The following is a 17,284-nucleotide window of genomic DNA, read 5'->3' as shown; positions in this document are numbered from 1 at the left end:
CATAGCCGTTGACGCGGACACGACGACAGTTCTACCGTCACGTCGACCGCCCGCAGAAAGGGCTTTCCCCCGCCGCGATTATGGCGCCTCAGGGCGGTCACGTTCACGGATTCGAACCAGCCAATTCACGCACCTGGAGACGAACGATGAACTTACGAGCCGCGAGACCCCTCGTCACCCTCACCTCCGCCGGCCTCCTGGCCGGCGCCCTCGTCGCCCTGTCCGGCAACGCGACCCAGGCCGCGACCACCCCGCAGGCGAGCGACGCCCTGTACGTGTCGCCGACGGGCACCGACAGTGCGGCCGGCACCGAGTCCGCGCCGACCACGCTGACTTCGGCGATCAGCCGCGTCACCGCGGGCGGCACCATCTACGTGCGCGGCGGTACGTACGCGTACTCCTCGACGGTCACCATTCCCGTGGCCAAGAACGGCACCTCCGCCGCCCGCACCACGCTCGCCGCCTACCCGGGCGAGAAGCCGGTGCTCAACTTCAAGGCGCAGAGCGAGAGTTCGACCAACCGCGGGCTCGCCCTCAACGCCTCGTACTGGCACCTCAACGGGATCACCGTGGAGCGCGCCGGGGACAACGGCATCTTCGTCGGCGGCAGCAACAACGTCATCGAGCGCACGGTGACCCGCTTCAACCGGGACACGGGGCTGCAGTTGGGGCGCACGACCTCCACCACGCCCGAGTCGCAGTGGCCGGCCAACAACCTGATCGTGAGCGCGGAGTCGCACGACAACGCGGACTCCGACGGTGAGGACGCCGACGGCTTCGCCGCGAAGCTGACCACCGGCACGGGCAACGTGTTCCGCTACGCCGTCTCGCACAACAACATCGACGACGGCTGGGACCTCTACACCAAGTCCGACACGGGCCCCATCGGCCCGGTGACCATCGAGGACTCCCTCTCGTACAACAACGGCACCCTGAGCGACGGCACCGTGAACTCGAACGGCGACCGCAACGGGTACAAGCTCGGCGGCGAGGACATCGGCGTCAACCACATCGTGCGCCGCAGCATCGCGTACAAGAACGGCAAGCACGGGTTCACGTACAACAGCAACCCGGGCTCCATGGCGGTGTCGAACAACCTCAGCATCGACAACCCGGAGCGCAACTTCTCCTGGGACAAGGGTACTTCGGTGTTCCGGAGCAACACCTCGTGCCGGTTCTCGGTCGACGGGTCGAACGACAAGACCGTCGGCAGCGCGGACTCCACGAACCAGTTCTGGACCGGCACCAACGGTTCGCGCTGCGCCTCCTACAGCGGCGCGCTCGCCTGGTCGTACGCGGCGGACGGCAAGCTCGTCGTGACCCTCGGCGGCAAGCAGGTCTCCCTGTAGCCGGCGTCACCCGACTCGCCCCTTCCCTGGGGCGGGTCGGCTCGTCGGCCCGGCACGATGGCCACAAGGGCTCTTCGTGCGCGGCCGGGAGGGCGGCAGACTGGCGGCGCCGAGTACGTCTCTGCCGCTACCGATGGAGCTGACATGGCGAAGGATCTGTCCAAGCACCAGGCCGCCGCGCTCGACGCGCACTGGCGGGCCGCCAACTATCTCGCGGCGGGCCAGATCTACCTCCTCGACAACCCGCTGCTCACCGAGCCGCTTGTCCCCGAGCACATCAAGCCGCGCCTTCTCGGCCACTGGGGCACGTCCCCGGGCCTCAACCTCGTGCACACCCACCTCAACCGTGTCATCAAGGAGCGCGGCATCGACGCCCTGTGCGTCTGGGGCCCCGGCCACGGCGGTCCCGCCGTGCTCGCGAACTCCTGGTTGGAGGGCACGTACTCGCAGGTCTATCCGGACGTCTCGCGGGACGCCGCCGGCATGGGGCGGCTGTTCAAGCAGTTCTCCTTCCCCGGCGGGGTGCCCAGCCATGTCGCGCCCGAGACGCCCGGCTCGATCCACGAGGGCGGTGAGCTCGGCTACTCCCTCGCGCACGCCTACGGCGCCGCCCTCGACAACCCGGAACTGCTCGTCACGTGCGTGATCGGCGACGGCGAGGCCGAGACCGGGCCGCTCGCGACCTCCTGGCACGCGAACAAGTTCCTCGACCCGGTGCACGACGGGGCCGTGCTGCCGATCCTGCACCTCAACGGCTACAAGATCGCCAACCCGACCGTGCTCGCCCGCATCCCCGACGCGGAGCTCGACGAGCTGCTGCGCGGATACGGGCACGAGCCCCTGCACGTGACGGGCGACGACCCGCTGCGGGTCCACCGCGACCTGGCCCGCACCATGGACCAGGCCCTCGACCGCATCGCCCGCATCCAGCGCGAGGCCCGCGCGGGGAACACGAAGGACCGCCCGCGCTGGCCGATGATCGTGCTGCGTACGCCGAAGGGCTGGACGGGCCCGGCGACCGTGGACGACGAACCCGTCGAGGGCACGTGGCGCTCCCACCAGGTACCGCTGCCCGGCGTCCGCGAGAACCCGGACCACCTGCGGCAGTTGGAGGCGTGGCTGCGCTCCTACCGCCCCGAGGAACTCTTCGATGCCGAGGGCCGCCCCACCGAGCAGGTCCTCTCGTACGTGCCCGAGGGCACCCGGCGCCTCGGTGCCACGCCGCACGCCAACGGCGGGCTGCTGACCCGCAAGCTGCCGATCGCCCCACTGGAGCGCTTCGCCGTGCCCGTCGACAAGCCGGGCACCACGCTCCATGAGCCCACCCGGGTGCTCGGCGATCTGCTGGCCCAGGTCATGCGGGACACCGCGGACCGCCGCGACTTCCGCATCGTCGGCCCCGACGAGACGGCGTCCAACCGCCTCCAGGCCGTCTACGAGGCCACCGGTAAGGCCTGGCAGGCGGGCACGCTCGCCACCGACGAGGACCTGGCGCGCGACGGCCGCGTGATGGAGGTCCTCTCCGAGCACCTCTGCCAGGGCTGGCTGGAGGGCTACAACCTCACCGGCAGGCACGGCCTGTTCTCCTGCTACGAGGCGTTCGTGCACATCGTCGACTCGATGGTCAACCAGCACATCAAGTGGCTGAAGACCTCGCGGGAACTGTCGTGGCGGGCCCCGCTGCCCTCCCTCAACTACCTGCTGACCTCGCACGTCTGGCGCCAGGACCACAACGGTTTCTCGCACCAGGACCCCGGCTTCGTCGATCACGTCCTCAACAAGAGCCCCGACGTCGTACGGGTCTATCTGCCGCCGGACGCCAACACGCTGCTGTCCGTGGCGGAGCACGTGCTGCACAGCCGGGACTACGTCAATGTCGTGGTGGCCGGGAAGCAGCCGTGCTTCGACTGGCTGTCCCTGGACGCGGCCCGTGCCCACTGCGCGCGCGGCGCCGGGGTGTGGGACTGGGCGGGTACCGAGGACGGCAGCCGCGAGCCGGACGTCGTCCTGGCGTGCGCGGGCGACGTGCCGACGCAGGAAGTCCTCGCCGCGGCGGGCCTGTTGCGCACCCATCTGCCCGAGCTGGCCGTACGTGTCGTGAACGTCGTCGACATGACGCGGCTGCTGCCCCAGGGCGAACACCCGCACGGGATGCCGGACTTCGAGTACGACGCGCTGTTCACGGCCGACAAACCGGTGATCTTCGCTTACCACGGCTACCCGTGGCTGATCCACCGCCTCGCGTACCGCCGCACCGGCCATGCCCAGCTGCACGTACGCGGCTACAAGGAGTCGGGCACCACGACCACGCCGTTCGACATGGTCGTGCGCAACGATCTCGACCGGTACCGGCTGGTCATGGACGTCATCGACCGGGTGCCGGGGCTCGCCGTGCGGGCCACGGCGGTGCGCCAGACGATGGCCGACGCCCGCACGCGGCACCGCGCGTGGATCCGCGAGCACGGCACGGACCTTCCCGAGGTCGCGAACTGGTCGTGGACCGGGTGAGGCTGTCCAAGTCCCTCAGCTCTGGCCGTTGGTGAACCAGTCGGCGAGTTCGGGCGCGACCCGGGCCACCGTCACCGGCTGCCCGTCGGCCCGCAGCGACTCCGTGGCGGCGACGCCCGCGGCCACCGCCTCGCGGGCCGCCACGGGGCTGGTGTCGGTGGCGCCGCCCTCGCGCACGAAGCGCAGGAACTCGGCGACGAGCAGCGGGTCGGAGCCGCCGTGCCCGCCCTCGCCGGGCGAGGGCATCGGGACGACGAGGTCGGCGTCGGCGCGGTAGCCGCTGCGCCGCTTCCAGACGCGGACCTCGGCGCTCTCCCCGTGGTCGCCGAAGTTCTCCAGGCGGCCCTCGGTGCCGATGACCGTGTAGTTGCGCCAGTAGTCGGGCGTGTAGTGGCACTGCTGGTAGCTGGCGTGGATGCCGCCTTCGAGGCGCATCACCATCATGGAGAGGTCCTCGACGTCCACGACGGGGTTGAGCCCGGTGAGGGACTTCGGGGGCCAGTTGTTCTCGGGGTCGTACCAGTCGGGCATGGTGGCGCCGGGCGCCTGCCCCGAGCGGTCGGCGATGTCCCCGTAGACGGTGAGCCCGCCGAGCGCGCTGACCCGCTCCGTGTAGGCGCCGGCCAGCCAGTGGATGACGTCGAGGTCGTGGGCGCCCTTCTGGAGGAGCAGTCCTGTGGTGTTGCGGCGGTCGGCGTGCCAGTCCTTGAAGTAGAAGTCGCCGCCGTGCCCGACGAAGTGGCGGCACCACACGGCCTTGACCTCGCCGATCTCGCCGCGCTTGATGAGGTCGCGCATGACGCGGACCACCGGCATGTGCCGCATGTTGTGGCCCACGTACAGCCGGGCGCCGCTGGTCCGCGCGGCTTCGAGGACGCGGTCGCAGCCCTCGGTGGTGATGGCGAGGGGCTTCTCGACGAAGACGGCGACCCCGGCTTCGAGGAGTTCGACGGCGAGGTCCTCGTGGGTGTGGTCGGGCGTGATGACGAAGACGGCGTCCAGGTCCTCGGCGTCCAGCATGGCCCGGTGGCCCTCATAGGTGTGCACGTCGTCGCCGAACCACTCGCGGGCCCGGTCGAACATGCCGGGCGAGATGTCGGCGGCGGCCACCACGGCGGAGCCCTCGCCGGGGTGGTGTGCCTCGCGGGCGACGGTGGCGCGCAGGCCGAGCCCGATGACACCGATGCGGAGATCACGGGTGTGCTGCGGTTCTTCCGTACGGAGGTCGGTGGTCGTGTCGGTGGTCATGCGTGGTTCAGCCCTTCATGCCGGAGAAAGCGATGCCCTGGATGAACTGGCGCTGCATCGCGACGAACACCACGATCACCGGGAGCGTGGCGAGCAGGGACCCGGCCATCAGCACCGGGTACTCGGTGAGATGGGCGCCCTGGAGCGAGGCCAGGCCCGCCGACAGTGGCATCTTCGCCGGGTCGGTATTGACGATCATCGGCCACATCAGGTCGTTCCAGGACCACAGGAACGTCAGGATGCCGAGCGCGAGCAGGCCGGGACGGGCCAGCGGCAGCGCGATGCGCCAGAAGACGGTGAAGGGGTTGGCGCCGTCGAGCCGGGCCGCCTCCTCCACCTCCTCCGGGAGCCCCATGAAGAACTGGCGCAGCAGGAAGGTGCCGAACGCGGAGAACATGCCGGGGACGACGAGCGCCTGCATGGAGTCGAGCCAGCCGAGGTTCTGCATGATCTGGTACTGCGGCAGCAGGAAGAGCTGCCCCGGCACCATCAGGACGGCGAGGAACCCGAGGAAGATCGCCCCGCGCCCCGGGAAGCGGATGCGGGCGAAGGCGTACGCGGCCATTGAACACAGCAGCAGCTGGGCGGCGGTCCGCAGCAGCGCCATGACGAGGGTGTTCACGAACTGCCGCGCGAACGGGACGCCGTCGAAGACCTTCTGGTAGTTCGAGAAGTCCCAGTGCGCGGGCAGGATCGTCGGCGGCACGCGCACGGACTCGCCGAAGCTCTTGAAGGAGGTCAGCAGTTCCCAGAGCAGCGGGAACACGGTGATCACGGCGCCGAGTACGAGCAGGACGTGGGCGGGCCAGATCCGCCCCTGGCGCATGCCCGTCGTACGCACAGTGGACTTACGCATAGTGGACCCACTTCTTCTGCAGCCTGAACTGGACGGCGGTCAGCGCCATGATGAGGACGAACAGCACGCACACGATGGCCGCGCCGTAGCCGCGCTGGTTGTCGAAGAACGCCTTCTGGAAGAAGAGCATCACGACGGTCTGCCCCTCGCCGTAGGCGGGGTTCTGCAGCGAGTTCTGTGTGTTGGCGCCGATGATCAGGTAGACGAGGTCGAAGACCTGGAGCGACTGGATCACCGAGAGCACGGTGGTGAAGAACAGCGTGGGGCTCAGCAGCGGCATGGTGACCGAGAAGAACTGCCGTACGCGGCCCGCGCCGTCGAGGGCGGCGGCCTCGTAGTAGTCGCCGGGGATGCTCTGCAGTCCGGCGAGCAGCAGGATCATGTTGTACCCGACGGTCATCCACACACCGACGACGGCGACCGCGATGCGGATGGTGTGCGGGTCGGACACCCAGTGGGTGCCGTCGATGCCGATCGTGGACAGCGCGTGGTTGAGGATGCCGGCGTCGCCGTTGTAGAGCCAGCGCCAGACCACGGCGACCGCGGCGGGCATGGTGACGACGGGCAGGAAGTAGAGGGTCCGGTAGATGCCGGTGCCGCGCAGCCCCTTCAGGTTGAGCAGTACGGCGATCAGCATCGAGAGCGGGATGCCGAGGAGGACGAGTCCGGTGTAGACGGCGGTGTTGCCGAGGGACTGCCAGAACTCCGGGTCGCCCACGAGGGTGCGGTAGTTGGCGGCCCCGATCCAGGTCGTCCCGCCGAAGGCGCCCCATTCGGTGAAGCTGTAGTACATCGTCTGCACGACGGGCCACAGGTAGAAGACGGCGAGGCCGAGCCCGGCCGGGGCGATGAGGGCGTAGCCCCACCACTTGTCGCGGTGCCGGAAGCGGCGCTCGCGGCGCTTCAACTCCCGCTGATTCAGCGGCTGTTGGTGACTTCGCTGCGCGGGAACCGCCGCTTTCGGCTGCGTGTCGACGCTCATCAGGCCCTGCCCTTCCTCTCCTGCGCGAGCAGCTGGTTCATGGCGTCCGCGAGGGAGTCGGTGGCGGAGTCGAGGCTCACGACGCCGCTCCACGCCTTGGCGAGCCACATCTGTTCCTTGTGCTGCCAGGCGGCACTGTTGGCGGAACCGGGGAAGGGCACCGCGTAGTCGAGCGCGTCCAGGTGTGCCTTCAGGTTGAAGTGCGGCATGCCCGCGGCCCACGGCTGCGCGGTGCCGTTGCGGGCGGGGATGGCGGTGCCGTACTTGCCCTGGAGGAGGGAGATGCGTTCGGTGCCGAGGAAGCGGACGAAGTCGCGGGCGAGTTCGGGGTTCGGTGTGCGGGCGTACACGACGTTGGCGAGGCCGTGCAGCACACCGGCGCGGTGCTTCCCCCTGGGCATCGGCGCGACGTCGACCTTGGCCCGCAGCTCGCGGTCGCGGTAGAAGGTCGCGGCGTTGTAGGACGCCTCGTAGGTCATGGCCAGCGTGCCCGACTGGAACATCTGGGTGGGGTCGGTGTCGGCCATCTGCTGGAGGGTGGGCGAGGAGCGGTAGCGGTGGATGAGGTCGATCCACAGCCGCAGGCCTTCGCGGGTCCGCTCGTCGGCGTATCCGGAGCTCCGCTTGTCGTCGGAGATGACCCGGCCGCCGGCCTGGGGTATGGAGTTGTAGTAGTTCTCCTGCGCGCGGACGGGCGCCCCCACGCCGTAGATCCCCCGCCCCCGGTCGGTGAGCCGCTGGGAGTGCTCGATGAGGTCCTGCCAGGTCCAACTGCCGTCCGGGTACGGCACCTTGGCGCGGTCGAAGAGTTCCTTGTTGTACCAGAGGGCGACGGTGTCGAAGTCCTTCGGGGCGCCGTACTGGGTGCCCTTCCAGCGGTACAGGGAGACCAGATCGGCCGGGAAGTCGCGGGTCCGCAGCACGGCGTCGCCGCCCTCGGTGTCCAGGGGGAGCAGCTGCCCGGCGTCGGCGTACATGCCGAAGTTGGGCCCGTTCATCCAGAACACGTCGGGCGCGGAGCCGCCGGTGCAGGCGGTGCGCAGCTTCGTCCAGTACGTCCCGTTCGGGGTCAGCTGGACGTCGACGCTCACGCCCGGCCGCGCCCGCTCGAAGGCCCGGGCCGCGCGCTGCATGGCAGGCAGTTGGTAGACGTCCCAGACGCCGTACGTGAGATGGCCGCGCCGCGCGTCGCCGCCGGCGGCGTCCGAGGCGTTCGACGAGGAGGGGCCGCAGCCGGACGTCAGCGGCGCCGCCGCGAGTGTCGTGGCGGCCGCGGCGAGGAGAGAGCGCCTGCGCACAGGGAGCCTTCCTGGTGAAGGGTCGACCGGAATGCAAGGACGCTATTTGCTCGAAGTTGATGGGTCAAGGCTTGTTTCGATCACCTTTACGCAAACGTGGGAGCGAACGGGAAGAATACGGGCATGCGGCGGCCGCAGCAGTCGAGGTGTCACCCGGCGCGGGCGACGTGCGTCCGGGCCGTGGGCCCGACAGTGCCCGGCAGGAGTGCTTGTCCCCCGCCGGGAGGGCGTTGTCATGACGATCACGGATACCGCCCGGCCCCTGGCGGGCCGGATCGTGCAGCAGCTGGTGCACGTCACCATCCTGGACATGGCGACACGCCTCGCGGCGCAGGCCTTCCTGGCCGCCCTGCCGATGCTCATCGCCCTCGCCTCGTTCTTTCCACAGCCGGTGCGGCACGAACTCCTGCGCTCGCTGCGTACGTTGCTCGGGGCGTCGGGACCGGTGGTGGAGCAGGCCAAAAAACTGACCGGGGGCGGCGACTCCGCCCTGCACAGCTGGGGCGCGGCCGGCGTGCTGGTCGCGCTGCTCTCGGCCACCGCGTTCGCCCGGGCCCTGCAGCGGCTGTGCGAGCGGGCCTGGGACGTGCCCCGCTCCGGAGTGCGTGTCGTGGCGTGGCGGTGGGCGGTGTGGCTGCTCGTGTGGGTGGCGATGCTGATCGTGCAGGGCGCGCTGCTCCGGGCGTTCGGCGCGGGCGCCGTCATCGGCTACCCCTTGCAGCTCGGGGCGGCCGTCCTGATGTGGTGGTGGACCCAGCATCTGCTGCTCGCCGGGCGGGTGCCGTGGCTGCCGCTGCTCCCGGGGGCGCTGCTGACCGGGGCGGGAGCGGTGGCGTTCTGCGGGGTGTCGGGGCTGTGGCTGCCGCGGGCGCTGCGGATGAGCACGGACCGCTACGGGGCGCTCGGGTCGGTGTTCACCGTGCTGTCCTGGCTGATCCTGTTCTTCACCGTGGTGGTGTTCGGCGTGGCCGTCGGGCGCGTCCTGGCCCAGGAGGAGTTCCTGCGGCACAGGTTCGGCGGCACGACGGCCACCGGCTCACGCTGACTCCACCGTCACCCTGCCTGCCCGCGCGGCCGCGGCCAGCGCCTCGTGGTCCCGCTCGTTCTGGTCGGCGTAGGCCTCCGCGAAGCGGCCGAGCGCCTGGTCGAAGCGGTCGGAACGACCCAGGTAGGCGGCGAGGGCGACTCGGTCGCCGGAACGGGCGTGGGCGCGGGCCAGCGTCGCGCCGCACGCCCGGCCGAACAGGCCCATGACGCGCGGGGTCATCAGATCCGCCTGCGGAATCACCTTCCAGTCCCTCAACTGCCGCACATAGAAGTCGCGTTGCTCACCGTCGAGCCCTTCCACCCGCTCCCAGCCGAGGAACATGTCACCGGCCGCCTGCATGAGGCGCTGGCCGACGACGACGCGTTCGCCCTCGTTGGTGTGGTCGCCCTGCCCCGCGAAGTCCGCGAGCACGGAGGTCCCCGCCTCCTTCGCCTGCAGCAGCAGTGGATCCCGGTCGTCGCGGCCGAGCAGCAGAATGATCCAGCAGCGGGTTCCCACACTGCCCACCCCGACCACTTTGCGCGCCATGTCGACGACGTGGTACTGGGAGAGCAGCGCCCTGCGTTCGGCGCTGAGCGTGCGCGCGTACCGCTCGATCAGGTCCATCAACTGCGCTTCCAGCTGCTTGCGTTCGACGCCCGGCAGCAGCTGGTCGAGCGGGGTGATCAGAGGCGGATCTGCGGCGATGCGCAGTTCGCCGTCGACGACGTGGGCGAGCTTCTCCAGGGCCTGCATGTGGTCATGGCCGCGGGCCTTGCCGAGCGCATGCGACATGCGCCGCTTGGTGCGGCCGTCCAGCTTCGCGGACACCGTGGCGTACAGCTCGTCCGCCTCGATCCGCGAGTACCAGACGTCGAGCGTGCGCATCCCGGCGAACCGCTCCATCGACTGCCGGTACGAGGCCGCCGTGACCTGCACGACGCGCTCCCGCTCCGTGCGGCCGAAGCCGTTGCCGCGGCCCGCGATGACGAGGCTGGCGGCGAGCCGTTTGACGTCCCATTCCCACGGCCCGCGCAGCGTCTCGTCGAAGTCGTTGACGTCGAACATCAGGCGCCGCTCCGGGGAGGCGAGCAGCCGGAAGTTCAACAGGTGTGCGTCTCCGCACAGTTGGGCGCGCATTCCGGTGACCGGGGTGTGCGCCAGATCGGATGCCATGATCGCGGCAGCGCCCCGGAAGAACCGGAACGGGGACTCCAGCATGCGCCCGTAGCGGATCGGGATCAGCTCCTGGAGCCTGCTCGCCGACTGCCTCTCCAGGATGTCGACGGGATCGGGGCGGTCGGCGGCGGGGGTGTAGGCGTCGTGCCCGGAGCGCGGGACCCTGGACCTCGCGGACCTGCCCGTGCTCGCCCGCTCGCGCGCGGTGCGGCGCCTGCTCGTCATCTCGGTCATGGCGGAGCTCCCTTCCTGGCTGTGCGGCTGTGCCCACCGTGCGCCGGGCCGGGCGCCGCGACGTCACCCCGCCGGTGTGAGGTCGCCTCCCGGGGGTGAGTCCCCGGGGCCTTCCCGGTCGCAGACTGTCGGTCATGGAACCGACGAAACACCGGCGGACGACACAGCAGCGGGGGCAACGGTGGCTGGCGCGTGGGTCGTTGGCCGCCGCGGCGGCCGCCGTGCTGGTCCTGGCCGTCTTCGCGGGGCTGCGGACCTTCGCGCTGCTGGGCGTGGGGATCCTGGGGACGGCGGTCACGGCCGCCGCCGTGTGGTGGGTGCTCAGCAGGCGGGGCCCCGCGCGGTATCTGGCGCTGCTCCTGGCGCTCGCCGCGCCGGTATGGGTGGTGGTCGAGTACGCCCGCGGGCACCTGGTGTGGGTGGTGCTGGTGTCGGGCGGGCTGTGGCTGCTCGCCGCGGGTGCGGGCCGGGCGGCGCTGGGGCCGCGCTCGTCCCCCGCCCCGATGCCCGAGACGGCGGCGCCCGCGATCCACCGGCCGGTGCTGATCATGAATCCGCGCTCGGGCGGCGGGAAGGTCGACCGCTTCGGACTGCGCGCGAAGGCCGAGCAACTGGGCGCCGAAGTCGTGCTGTTGGAGGGTCCTGAGCCGGTCGACGTGGCGGCGCTCGCCCGGACCCGCGCCGCCGCGGGGGCGGACCTCCTCGGCGTCGCGGGCGGCGACGGGACGCAGGCCCTCGTCGCCGACGTCGCCGCCGAACTCGGCCTGCCGTTCCTGGTGATCCCCGCAGGGACCCGCAACCACTTCGCCCTCGACCTGGGCCTGGACCGCGAGGACCCGTCGAAGGCGCTCGACGCGCTGTCCGACGGCGTGGAGCTGCGGGTCGACCTGGGCCGGGCGGGCGGCCTCCCGTTCGTCAACAACGTCTCGTTCGGGGCCTACGCCGAGGTGGTGCAGAGCCCGGCCTACCGCGACGGCAAGACCCGTACCACCCTCGATCTGCTGCCCGATCTGCTCGCCCGGCACCAGGGCGCGGAGCTGACGGCACGGGTCGACGAGCACGAAGTCACCGACCCTCAGGCGCTGTTGGTGAGCAACAACCCGTACGGCGCGCGTGACATCGCGGGCCTCGGCCGGCGCACCCGCCTCGACGGCGGGATCCTCGGCTGCGTCGGCGTGCGGGTCACGAGCGCCGCGCAGGCAGCGGGACTGCTGCGGGGCAGCCGGTCCGCCGGCGTGACGACGCGGACCGCCGCCTCGGTGGTCGTCGACGCCGACCAGGACTCGATCCCCGTCGGCCTCGACGGCGAAGCGGTGCGCATGGACGTCCCCGTCCGTATCGAGGTGCGCCCCGGCGCGCTGCGGGTGATCGTGCCGAGGCAGCGCCCGGGAACGTACCAGGAACGCCCGCCGCTGGACTGGCGCGGCATCACGGGCCTCGCGCTGACGGTGCGGCGCCCCTGAGCGGCAGGGCCCTGTCCGCCTAGAGCGGCGCCCCGTAGACCTTGTGCGCCTCACGGTGTCCGTACATGGCGAGGGCCCAGATCACGAGGATGTCGAGGGCGATGAGGATCGCCGACCACACGGGCTGGTACGGGGTGAAGAAGAAGTTCTCCAGCGCGCTCATCGCAGCGATGATCATGACGACGATCCGCGCCCAGGTGCGCCCGCTGAAGAGGCTGACCGCCGCGGCGAAGACGATGACCCCGGTGATCATCTGCACCCAGCCGCGCGCGTTGACGTTGAAGTCGAACGCGTAGTCGTCCTGCGCTTGGTAGAAGTTCTCGTTGAGTATCGCGGCGAGGCCGGCGATCGCGTGATAGGCGCCGATGATGCCCATCACGAACGCGGCGAAGACGACTCCCCCGACGACACCCACGTTGGCGCGGGGCGCCGGCTCGGGCGCGCCGGAAGGGCCGGAGCGCGCCGGGCCCGGCGACATCTGCTCGGTCATGTCGAACCTCCTCCTCGACGGCCCCGGCTCGATGGCCGCGGAGCCGATGGACCCGGAGCATGCGGCCCGCACCGCCCGGCCCGGTTCACCCGCAGCGGATGAGCCCCGCCCCACGCGCGGCTGTCACCCGTCCGAGGTGATGCCCCCGACCGTGCGTTCGCCGGGAGAATGGCACGCGGGGTGATGCTCGCACTGGAGGTGACGTCATGGACGGGTCACACTCGGGTCCCGGACCCGATCGAACCGGAACGCCCTCCGGAGGCAGCGACTTCGAGATCCGCGTCAGGGGCAGGCTCGGCGATGCCTTCCGGTCGGCGTTCGGCGAGCTGACGGTCGTGCTGCGCCCCGCCGAGACGGTGCTGGTCGGCGCGGGACTCGACCAGGCCGCCCTGTACGGGATCCTCGACCGCATCCAGGGCCTCGGCCTCGAACTCCTCGAGGTCCGCCGGCTCCCTGGGCCGCGGGACCCGAGGGAATAGCCGGACACACAGCCCCTTTCGGCCGCGCAACGGGCCGAACCTCCCGGAAAACGGCGCGGAAGACCCCTTCCGCCGGGCTCGCGCGGGCCCCACCGTGGTGGGGTGATGCCCTCCACATGGGGAGGTGAGGGGCATGCCCACAGTACTGTGCCCACGCACGGTCGATGATCCGGGAAATTCGGGGCGCGCGTCCGCGCTGCGCCTCCAGCTGTGCTCGCTCAACCAAGAAGGTACGGCGGCTGCCGACGCCGCCCTGACGACCTGTCTGATGTGGGTCGCCGGGGTCCTCGTGGAGATCGCGGGGGACGTGGCTGATCCGCGGACCGCCGGTGCGCTGGTGCACCGGGCCTCGGACGCGCTCGCCGCGGTGCCGGCACCGGCGCCCGTCCCACAGGCGAACGGCACACTGCCGTCGCCACAGCGGCTCACCGGCCGTGAACTCGCCGTACTCCAACAGTTGCAGGAGGAGGTTTCGCTGCGGCAGATCGCCGACGATCTCTACGTCTCGCACAACACGGTCAAGAGCCACACGCGCGCCGTGTACCGGAAGCTGGGCGCGCGCTCGCGCGCCGAAGCGCTGGTCCGGGCACGGGAGTTGGGGCTCGTCTGAGACGCTGCCCGGCCCGGCATGCTCACAGGATCTGGAGCTCGCGGGCCCGGCGGACCGCCGCCGAGCGGCGGGACACGGCCAGTTTGCGGTAGACGCTCTTGAGGTGTGTCTTCACCGTGTTGACCGAGAGGTAGAGCTCATCGGCTATCTCCTCGGTGGTCATCATCTGCGCGAGCCGGCCGAGGACATCGCGTTCGCGTGCGCTGAGCCGCTCGGCGGGAACCTGCGCGAGCGGGTCCTGCTCGGGCGGCGCGGCGGCGTGGGCGCGGTGCGGCTGCGCGGGGCTCAGCAGCCGGGCGCAGGTCGGCGCGACCGTCCGTTGCACCGTCTGCGGCAGCCGGGACACCGTCACCGCGTTCGCGACGGCCTCCGCGCCCCGGCCCCCGCGCTCCACCGTGCCCGCGATCCGGGCGACGATCCCGCCGATCTCGGCGAGGAACGTGTCGGAGCCCTTTCCCAACGCCGCTTCGCTGTGGGCGAGTTCGTGCCGGGCCCGGACGGGCTCACCGCGCGCCAGGGCACCCCAGGCCCGCACCAGGTGCAGGGTGGCGCGCGAGGGTTCGCCCGCGGTCCACGGCGGCATCGGCGGCTGGACGGCCTGGGCGGTGAGCTCGTCCGCGGCCCGGAAGCGGCCGCGCAGCGCCTCCAGGAGCGCGAGTTCGACGAGGCAGTCCCGGCGCAGCGCGCCGTTCCCCGCGGCGCCCGCCGCCTTGAGTCCCCGGGTGAGGGAAGCCTGGGCGGCCTTCAGGCTGCCGGCCCGCAGCTCTCCGCTGCCCCGCACGGTCAGGATGAGGGCCGGGATCTCGGGGCGCTCGGCCAGCAGGGTGTGCGGCACTTGCGGTGCCGCCGCCTCCGCGTCGGCCGCGGCGACGCCTGCGCGGCGCGGATCGTGGCAGCGCAGCCGGTCCATCCGGATCACGGCGTGGGTGAGCCGGCACCGTGCGACGCGGTCGTCCTCCCCCTGCGGCAGCCGGTCGAGGAGTTCGGCGGACCGCTCCAGGTTCGTGGTGCACGCCTGGTCGTCCTTGCGGGTCCTGGCGACGGCCGCCGCGAGCAGCGCGGACTCCGGTTCCTCGGCGGGCAGTTCGTCGGGCGAGGGCCGGCCCGCGTCGACGGACAGCCGGGTCCTGGCCAGGCCGAGCACCTGCCCGATGGCGAGGTGGTGGACGATGAGCCGGGCCGCCTCGTCCCCGTCGCCCGCGGCGAACAGGTGCCGCACGGCGTCGGCGAGCAGACCGCACCCGGCGAGCCATGCGGCGGCCGTGCGGTGCAGGGGTGCCACGAGTCCGGGCGTCTCGTGCCGCAGGCAGGTCCGCAGCACGTCGGCGAACATCTGGTGGCAGCGGTACCAGCCCTGCCCCACGGGCCGCAGGAAGGAGTTCTCCCGGACGAGTCCCGCGAACAGGGCGCCGTCGGTGTCGCCCGCGAGTTCGGCGGCCAGTTCGGCGTTCACCCGGTCCAGGATGCTCGTCGTCAGGAGCAGCCTGCGCATGCCGGGCGACTGCTGGTCGAGCACCTCCTCGACCAGATAGCTGGAGATCGCCTCGTCGTCCCCCGCGAGCTGCGCGACGAACCGTTCGGGGTCGCCGCGCCGCTCCATGGACATCGCGGCGAGCCGAAGGCCCGCGGCCCAGCCGTCCGCGCGCCGCCGCAGCGTGCTCACCGTCTGCTTCGTCACGTCGATGCCGTGCTGGGCCAGGAGGGCCGTCGCCTCCCGGTCGTCGAAGGCGAGGTCCGCGGTGCGTACTTCGGCGACCTCGCTGGTGAGCCGCCCGCGGTACAGGTGCAGGGGCGGGTCGCGGCGGGCGAGCACCACGAGGCGCAGCTTGTCGGGGGCGTGCCGGAGCAGGTGCGTGACGCCGCGGGCGATCGGCGAGTCGAGGGCGGGCTGGAAGTCGTCGAGGACGAGGACCGACGGGTCCCCGTGCTCATTGAGGCAGGTGGCGAGGGTCGCGACGAGCAGCGGGCCGTCGTCGCTCGAGGCGGGTTCGGGCACCGTGACGCCCGCGGCGCGCAGCGCGCCGAACACCCGCTGCCAGAACACGCCGGGGTGCTCGGCGGGCCCGTCGCAGGCGACCCAGGCGAGCGGCCAGGGCGGGCGCCGGGTGTGCGCCCACTCCAGGGCGAGGGCCGTCTTGCCCGCGCCCACGGGGCCGACCACGACGGTGAGCGGACCGCGCACGCCCCTGGCCAGTTGGTCGGTGAGGCGGGGGCGCGGCACGATCCAGCCGGGCAGTGCGGGCACGGAGTCGGCCTGCTCCGCGCTGTGCTCGCCGTGCTCGCCGTCGGGTGTGCGGTGTGACCACTCGGCCATGGTGCCCCTCGCTCTCGCAGCGCAGTGGACCCGCCCCGTTGCGGCAAGTGTGGGGGCGGGGGCGCTGCGTCCGGCACATGCCAAGCGCCATCTCACCCGGGTGAAGTTCCGGTGTGAGACGGCGCGTCGACAACGAGGGCGGCCCGGTGGGCGACCCGGCGACTACTTGGACTGCAGAGCCTCGACCAGCTCCTCCTCCCGGTCCTTGGTGAGGGAGGTGTGGATCACGGTGGGGCTGAAGGGGCGCAGCGCTTCCTGTACCCGGTCCGGCGTGGTGCGCCTGACGAGCGTGAAGAGGGCGGCGCGGCCGGGTTCGAGGGCGCGCGCGGTCTCCTTGACGAAGGCGTCGTTGATGCCGATGTCGGTGAGCTTGCCCGCGGCGGCTCCGGTGGCCGCGCCCACGGCGGCGCCGAACACGGGCATCAGGAAGAGCATCCCGAACAGCGCGCCCCACAGGGCGCCGCCGGCCGCTCCCGCTCCGGTGGTGCTGTGCGTCTGGTGGACGTGCAGCTTTCCGTCCATGGTGCGCCAGGCCACCACGGCGTCCTCGAGCTCGAGCAGCTCCTGCCGGGACAGCTCGCCGGCCAGGCGCAGCACCGATTCGGCCTTTTCCTTGTCCGAGAATCCGAGTACGACGAGTTCGGCCATCAGGTCCTCCTGGGACGGTTGCCGGGTTTGGGTACGGGAGTGGGTTTGGGGGCGACCGGATCGCCCAGGCGCTCGGCCGCGGCGGCGAGTTCGACGGCCACGGGCTCCAGGGCCTCCTCGGTGAGGAAGCCCTCGGCGACGGGCACGCCGCCCGCGTCCCTGACCGCCTTGCGCAGATGCTTCGCCCAGACGTGTTCGAGCAGGATGTACGCCGCCGACGTGCCCGGGTCCTGGGCCTCGGCCATCTCCCTGATCTCGCCGGTGCTCAGCCCGAACGCGTTGCCCTCGGTCATGCTCGGATACGCGTCCTGCACGGCACGTATCCGCTCCCGGGAGATTCCGAGCAGGGCGGCGACGGTCTCTCCCATCCCCTCCTGCTGGAAGTCGAGGGAGAACAGGCCACCACTGGGCTCCTTGCTGACGAAGAGCACATCGAGGACGCGGATCTGTTCGTTCGCCTCGAGAATCGCCAGTTCCTCGATGATGCGCCCCTCGAACTTGGCGTCGGGCCCGAACTCGATGGTGAGCAGCTGAACCGGTCCGATGACCGCCATGGCGTCTCCCTCCGACTGTCGACGGAATCTCCACCGTCATCACAT

The 17,284-nt window shown here is 71.3% G+C and carries 14 protein-coding genes and 1 pseudogene; 6 read left to right on the top strand and 9 right to left on the bottom strand.

Annotated elements, in window-relative coordinates; all coding sequences use genetic code 11:
• Window positions 1–239: 239 nt before the first annotated feature.
• Both OG746_RS18915 and OG746_RS18910 read left to right on the top strand, forming a co-directional pair.
• A pseudogene (locus OG746_RS18915) lies at window positions 240–1,349 on the top strand (right-handed parallel beta-helix repeat-containing protein); the annotation flags it as partial.
• Window positions 1,350–1,493: 144 nt separating this feature from the next.
• Window positions 1,494–3,857, top strand: coding sequence for a phosphoketolase family protein (locus OG746_RS18910; protein WP_266715975.1), 2,364 nt, complete (start codon window positions 1,494–1,496; stop codon window positions 3,855–3,857).
• 15 nt (window positions 3,858–3,872) lie between these two features.
• Here the strand turns inward: OG746_RS18910 and OG746_RS18905 are convergent, their stop codons facing one another.
• From OG746_RS18905 to OG746_RS18890, 4 genes are read right to left on the bottom strand one after another with little or no spacing between them, the layout of a single operon-like run.
• A complete protein-coding gene (locus OG746_RS18905) occupies window positions 3,873–5,105 on the bottom strand; it encodes a Gfo/Idh/MocA family protein (RefSeq protein ID WP_266715974.1) in 1,233 nt (410 codons plus the stop codon).
• A 7-nt stretch (window positions 5,106–5,112) separates the two neighbouring features.
• Entirely contained in the window at window positions 5,113–5,961 is an 849-nt protein-coding gene (locus tag OG746_RS18900; RefSeq protein ID WP_266715972.1) for a carbohydrate ABC transporter permease, read from the bottom strand.
• On the bottom strand, window positions 5,954–6,943 hold the full coding sequence (locus OG746_RS18895; RefSeq protein ID WP_266715970.1) for a carbohydrate ABC transporter permease: 990 nt from the start codon (window positions 6,941–6,943) through the stop codon (window positions 5,954–5,956). Before OG746_RS18895 ends, OG746_RS18900 begins: the two co-directional genes overlap by 8 nt.
• Complete coding sequence (locus tag OG746_RS18890; protein ID WP_266715968.1) at window positions 6,943–8,241, bottom strand: ABC transporter substrate-binding protein; 1,299 nt, start codon at window positions 8,239–8,241, stop codon at window positions 6,943–6,945. The genes OG746_RS18895 and OG746_RS18890 overlap by 1 nt, the downstream gene beginning before the upstream one ends.
• A 235-nt stretch (window positions 8,242–8,476) precedes the next feature.
• Here OG746_RS18890 and OG746_RS18885 point away from each other — a divergent pair, with 235 nt between their 5' ends.
• Window positions 8,477–9,286 carry a YhjD/YihY/BrkB family envelope integrity protein gene (locus OG746_RS18885; RefSeq protein WP_266715966.1) on the top strand — a complete coding sequence of 270 codons (810 nt, stop codon included), beginning with the start codon at window positions 8,477–8,479 and terminating at the stop codon, window positions 9,284–9,286.
• Here the strand turns inward: OG746_RS18885 and OG746_RS18880 are convergent.
• Entirely contained in the window at window positions 9,278–10,681 is a 1,404-nt protein-coding gene (locus OG746_RS18880; RefSeq protein WP_266715964.1) for a DUF2252 domain-containing protein, read from the bottom strand. The genes OG746_RS18885 and OG746_RS18880 overlap by 9 nt on opposite strands.
• Window positions 10,682–10,815: 134 nt before the next feature.
• Between OG746_RS18880 and OG746_RS18875 the strand changes: the two genes are divergently transcribed.
• Entirely contained in the window at window positions 10,816–12,144 is a 1,329-nt protein-coding gene (locus tag OG746_RS18875) for a diacylglycerol/lipid kinase family protein (RefSeq protein ID WP_266715962.1), read from the top strand.
• A 19-nt stretch (window positions 12,145–12,163) separates the two neighbouring features.
• On the opposite strand, the gene OG746_RS18870 is transcribed toward OG746_RS18875, so the two are convergent.
• Window positions 12,164–12,634 carry a DUF7144 family membrane protein gene (locus OG746_RS18870; RefSeq protein WP_266715960.1) on the bottom strand — a complete coding sequence of 157 codons (471 nt, stop codon included), beginning with the start codon at window positions 12,632–12,634 and terminating at the stop codon, window positions 12,164–12,166.
• A 206-nt stretch (window positions 12,635–12,840) separates the two neighbouring features.
• Between OG746_RS18870 and OG746_RS18865 the strand changes: the two genes are divergently transcribed.
• Together OG746_RS18865 and OG746_RS18860 are read left to right on the top strand one after the other, a co-directional pair.
• Window positions 12,841–13,113, top strand: a complete 273-nt coding sequence (locus OG746_RS18865; protein WP_266715958.1) for a DUF8691 family protein — start codon at window positions 12,841–12,843, stop codon at window positions 13,111–13,113.
• A 133-nt stretch (window positions 13,114–13,246) separates the two neighbouring features.
• Entirely contained in the window at window positions 13,247–13,723 is a 477-nt protein-coding gene (locus tag OG746_RS18860; protein ID WP_266715956.1) for a LuxR C-terminal-related transcriptional regulator, read from the top strand.
• A 22-nt stretch (window positions 13,724–13,745) separates the two neighbouring features.
• Here the strand turns inward: OG746_RS18860 and OG746_RS18855 are convergent, their stop codons facing one another.
• From OG746_RS18855 to OG746_RS18845, 3 genes are all read right to left on the bottom strand, one after another.
• The gene (locus OG746_RS18855) at window positions 13,746–16,037 is read right to left on the bottom strand and encodes a LuxR family transcriptional regulator (protein WP_266715954.1); all 2,292 of its coding nucleotides are present in this window, start codon (window positions 16,035–16,037) and stop codon (window positions 13,746–13,748) included.
• Window positions 16,038–16,199: 162 nt separating this feature from the next.
• Window positions 16,200–16,685, bottom strand: a complete 486-nt coding sequence (locus OG746_RS18850; RefSeq protein WP_266715952.1) for a DUF1269 domain-containing protein — start codon at window positions 16,683–16,685, stop codon at window positions 16,200–16,202.
• Window positions 16,685–17,239, bottom strand: a complete 555-nt coding sequence (locus OG746_RS18845; protein ID WP_266715950.1) for a DUF1269 domain-containing protein — start codon at window positions 17,237–17,239, stop codon at window positions 16,685–16,687. Before OG746_RS18845 ends, OG746_RS18850 begins: the two co-directional genes overlap by 1 nt.
• Window positions 17,240–17,284 lie beyond the last annotated feature (45 nt).

It is taken from the genome of Streptomyces sp. NBC_01016 (assembly GCF_026341035.1).
Lineage (GTDB): Bacteria > Actinomycetota > Actinomycetes > Streptomycetales > Streptomycetaceae > Streptomyces.
Note: the sequence above shows the minus strand (reverse complement) of the source record. Positions and strands in the feature narration are given on the sequence as shown.

Coding starts and splice junctions, on each gene's coding strand:
- OG746_RS18910 (WP_266715975.1), top strand. CDS start 1,494: ATGGCGAAGGATCTGTCCAAGCACCAGGCCGCCGCGCTCGACGCGCAC.
- OG746_RS18905 (WP_266715974.1), bottom strand. CDS start 5,105: ATGACCACCGACACGACCACCGACCTCCGTACGGAAGAACCGCAGCAC.
- OG746_RS18900 (WP_266715972.1), bottom strand. CDS start 5,961: ATGCGTAAGTCCACTGTGCGTACGACGGGCATGCGCCAGGGGCGGATC.
- OG746_RS18895 (WP_266715970.1), bottom strand. CDS start 6,943: ATGAGCGTCGACACGCAGCCGAAAGCGGCGGTTCCCGCGCAGCGAAGT.
- OG746_RS18885 (WP_266715966.1), top strand. CDS start 8,477: ATGACGATCACGGATACCGCCCGGCCCCTGGCGGGCCGGATCGTGCAG.
- OG746_RS18880 (WP_266715964.1), bottom strand. CDS start 10,681: ATGACCGAGATGACGAGCAGGCGCCGCACCGCGCGCGAGCGGGCGAGC.
- OG746_RS18875 (WP_266715962.1), top strand. CDS start 10,816: ATGGAACCGACGAAACACCGGCGGACGACACAGCAGCGGGGGCAACGG.
- OG746_RS18870 (WP_266715960.1), bottom strand. CDS start 12,634: ATGACCGAGCAGATGTCGCCGGGCCCGGCGCGCTCCGGCCCTTCCGGC.
- OG746_RS18865 (WP_266715958.1), top strand. CDS start 12,841: ATGGACGGGTCACACTCGGGTCCCGGACCCGATCGAACCGGAACGCCC.
- OG746_RS18860 (WP_266715956.1), top strand. CDS start 13,247: ATGCCCACAGTACTGTGCCCACGCACGGTCGATGATCCGGGAAATTCG.
- OG746_RS18855 (WP_266715954.1), bottom strand. CDS start 16,037: ATGGCCGAGTGGTCACACCGCACACCCGACGGCGAGCACGGCGAGCAC.
- OG746_RS18850 (WP_266715952.1), bottom strand. CDS start 16,685: ATGGCCGAACTCGTCGTACTCGGATTCTCGGACAAGGAAAAGGCCGAA.
- OG746_RS18845 (WP_266715950.1), bottom strand. CDS start 17,239: ATGGCGGTCATCGGACCGGTTCAGCTGCTCACCATCGAGTTCGGGCCC.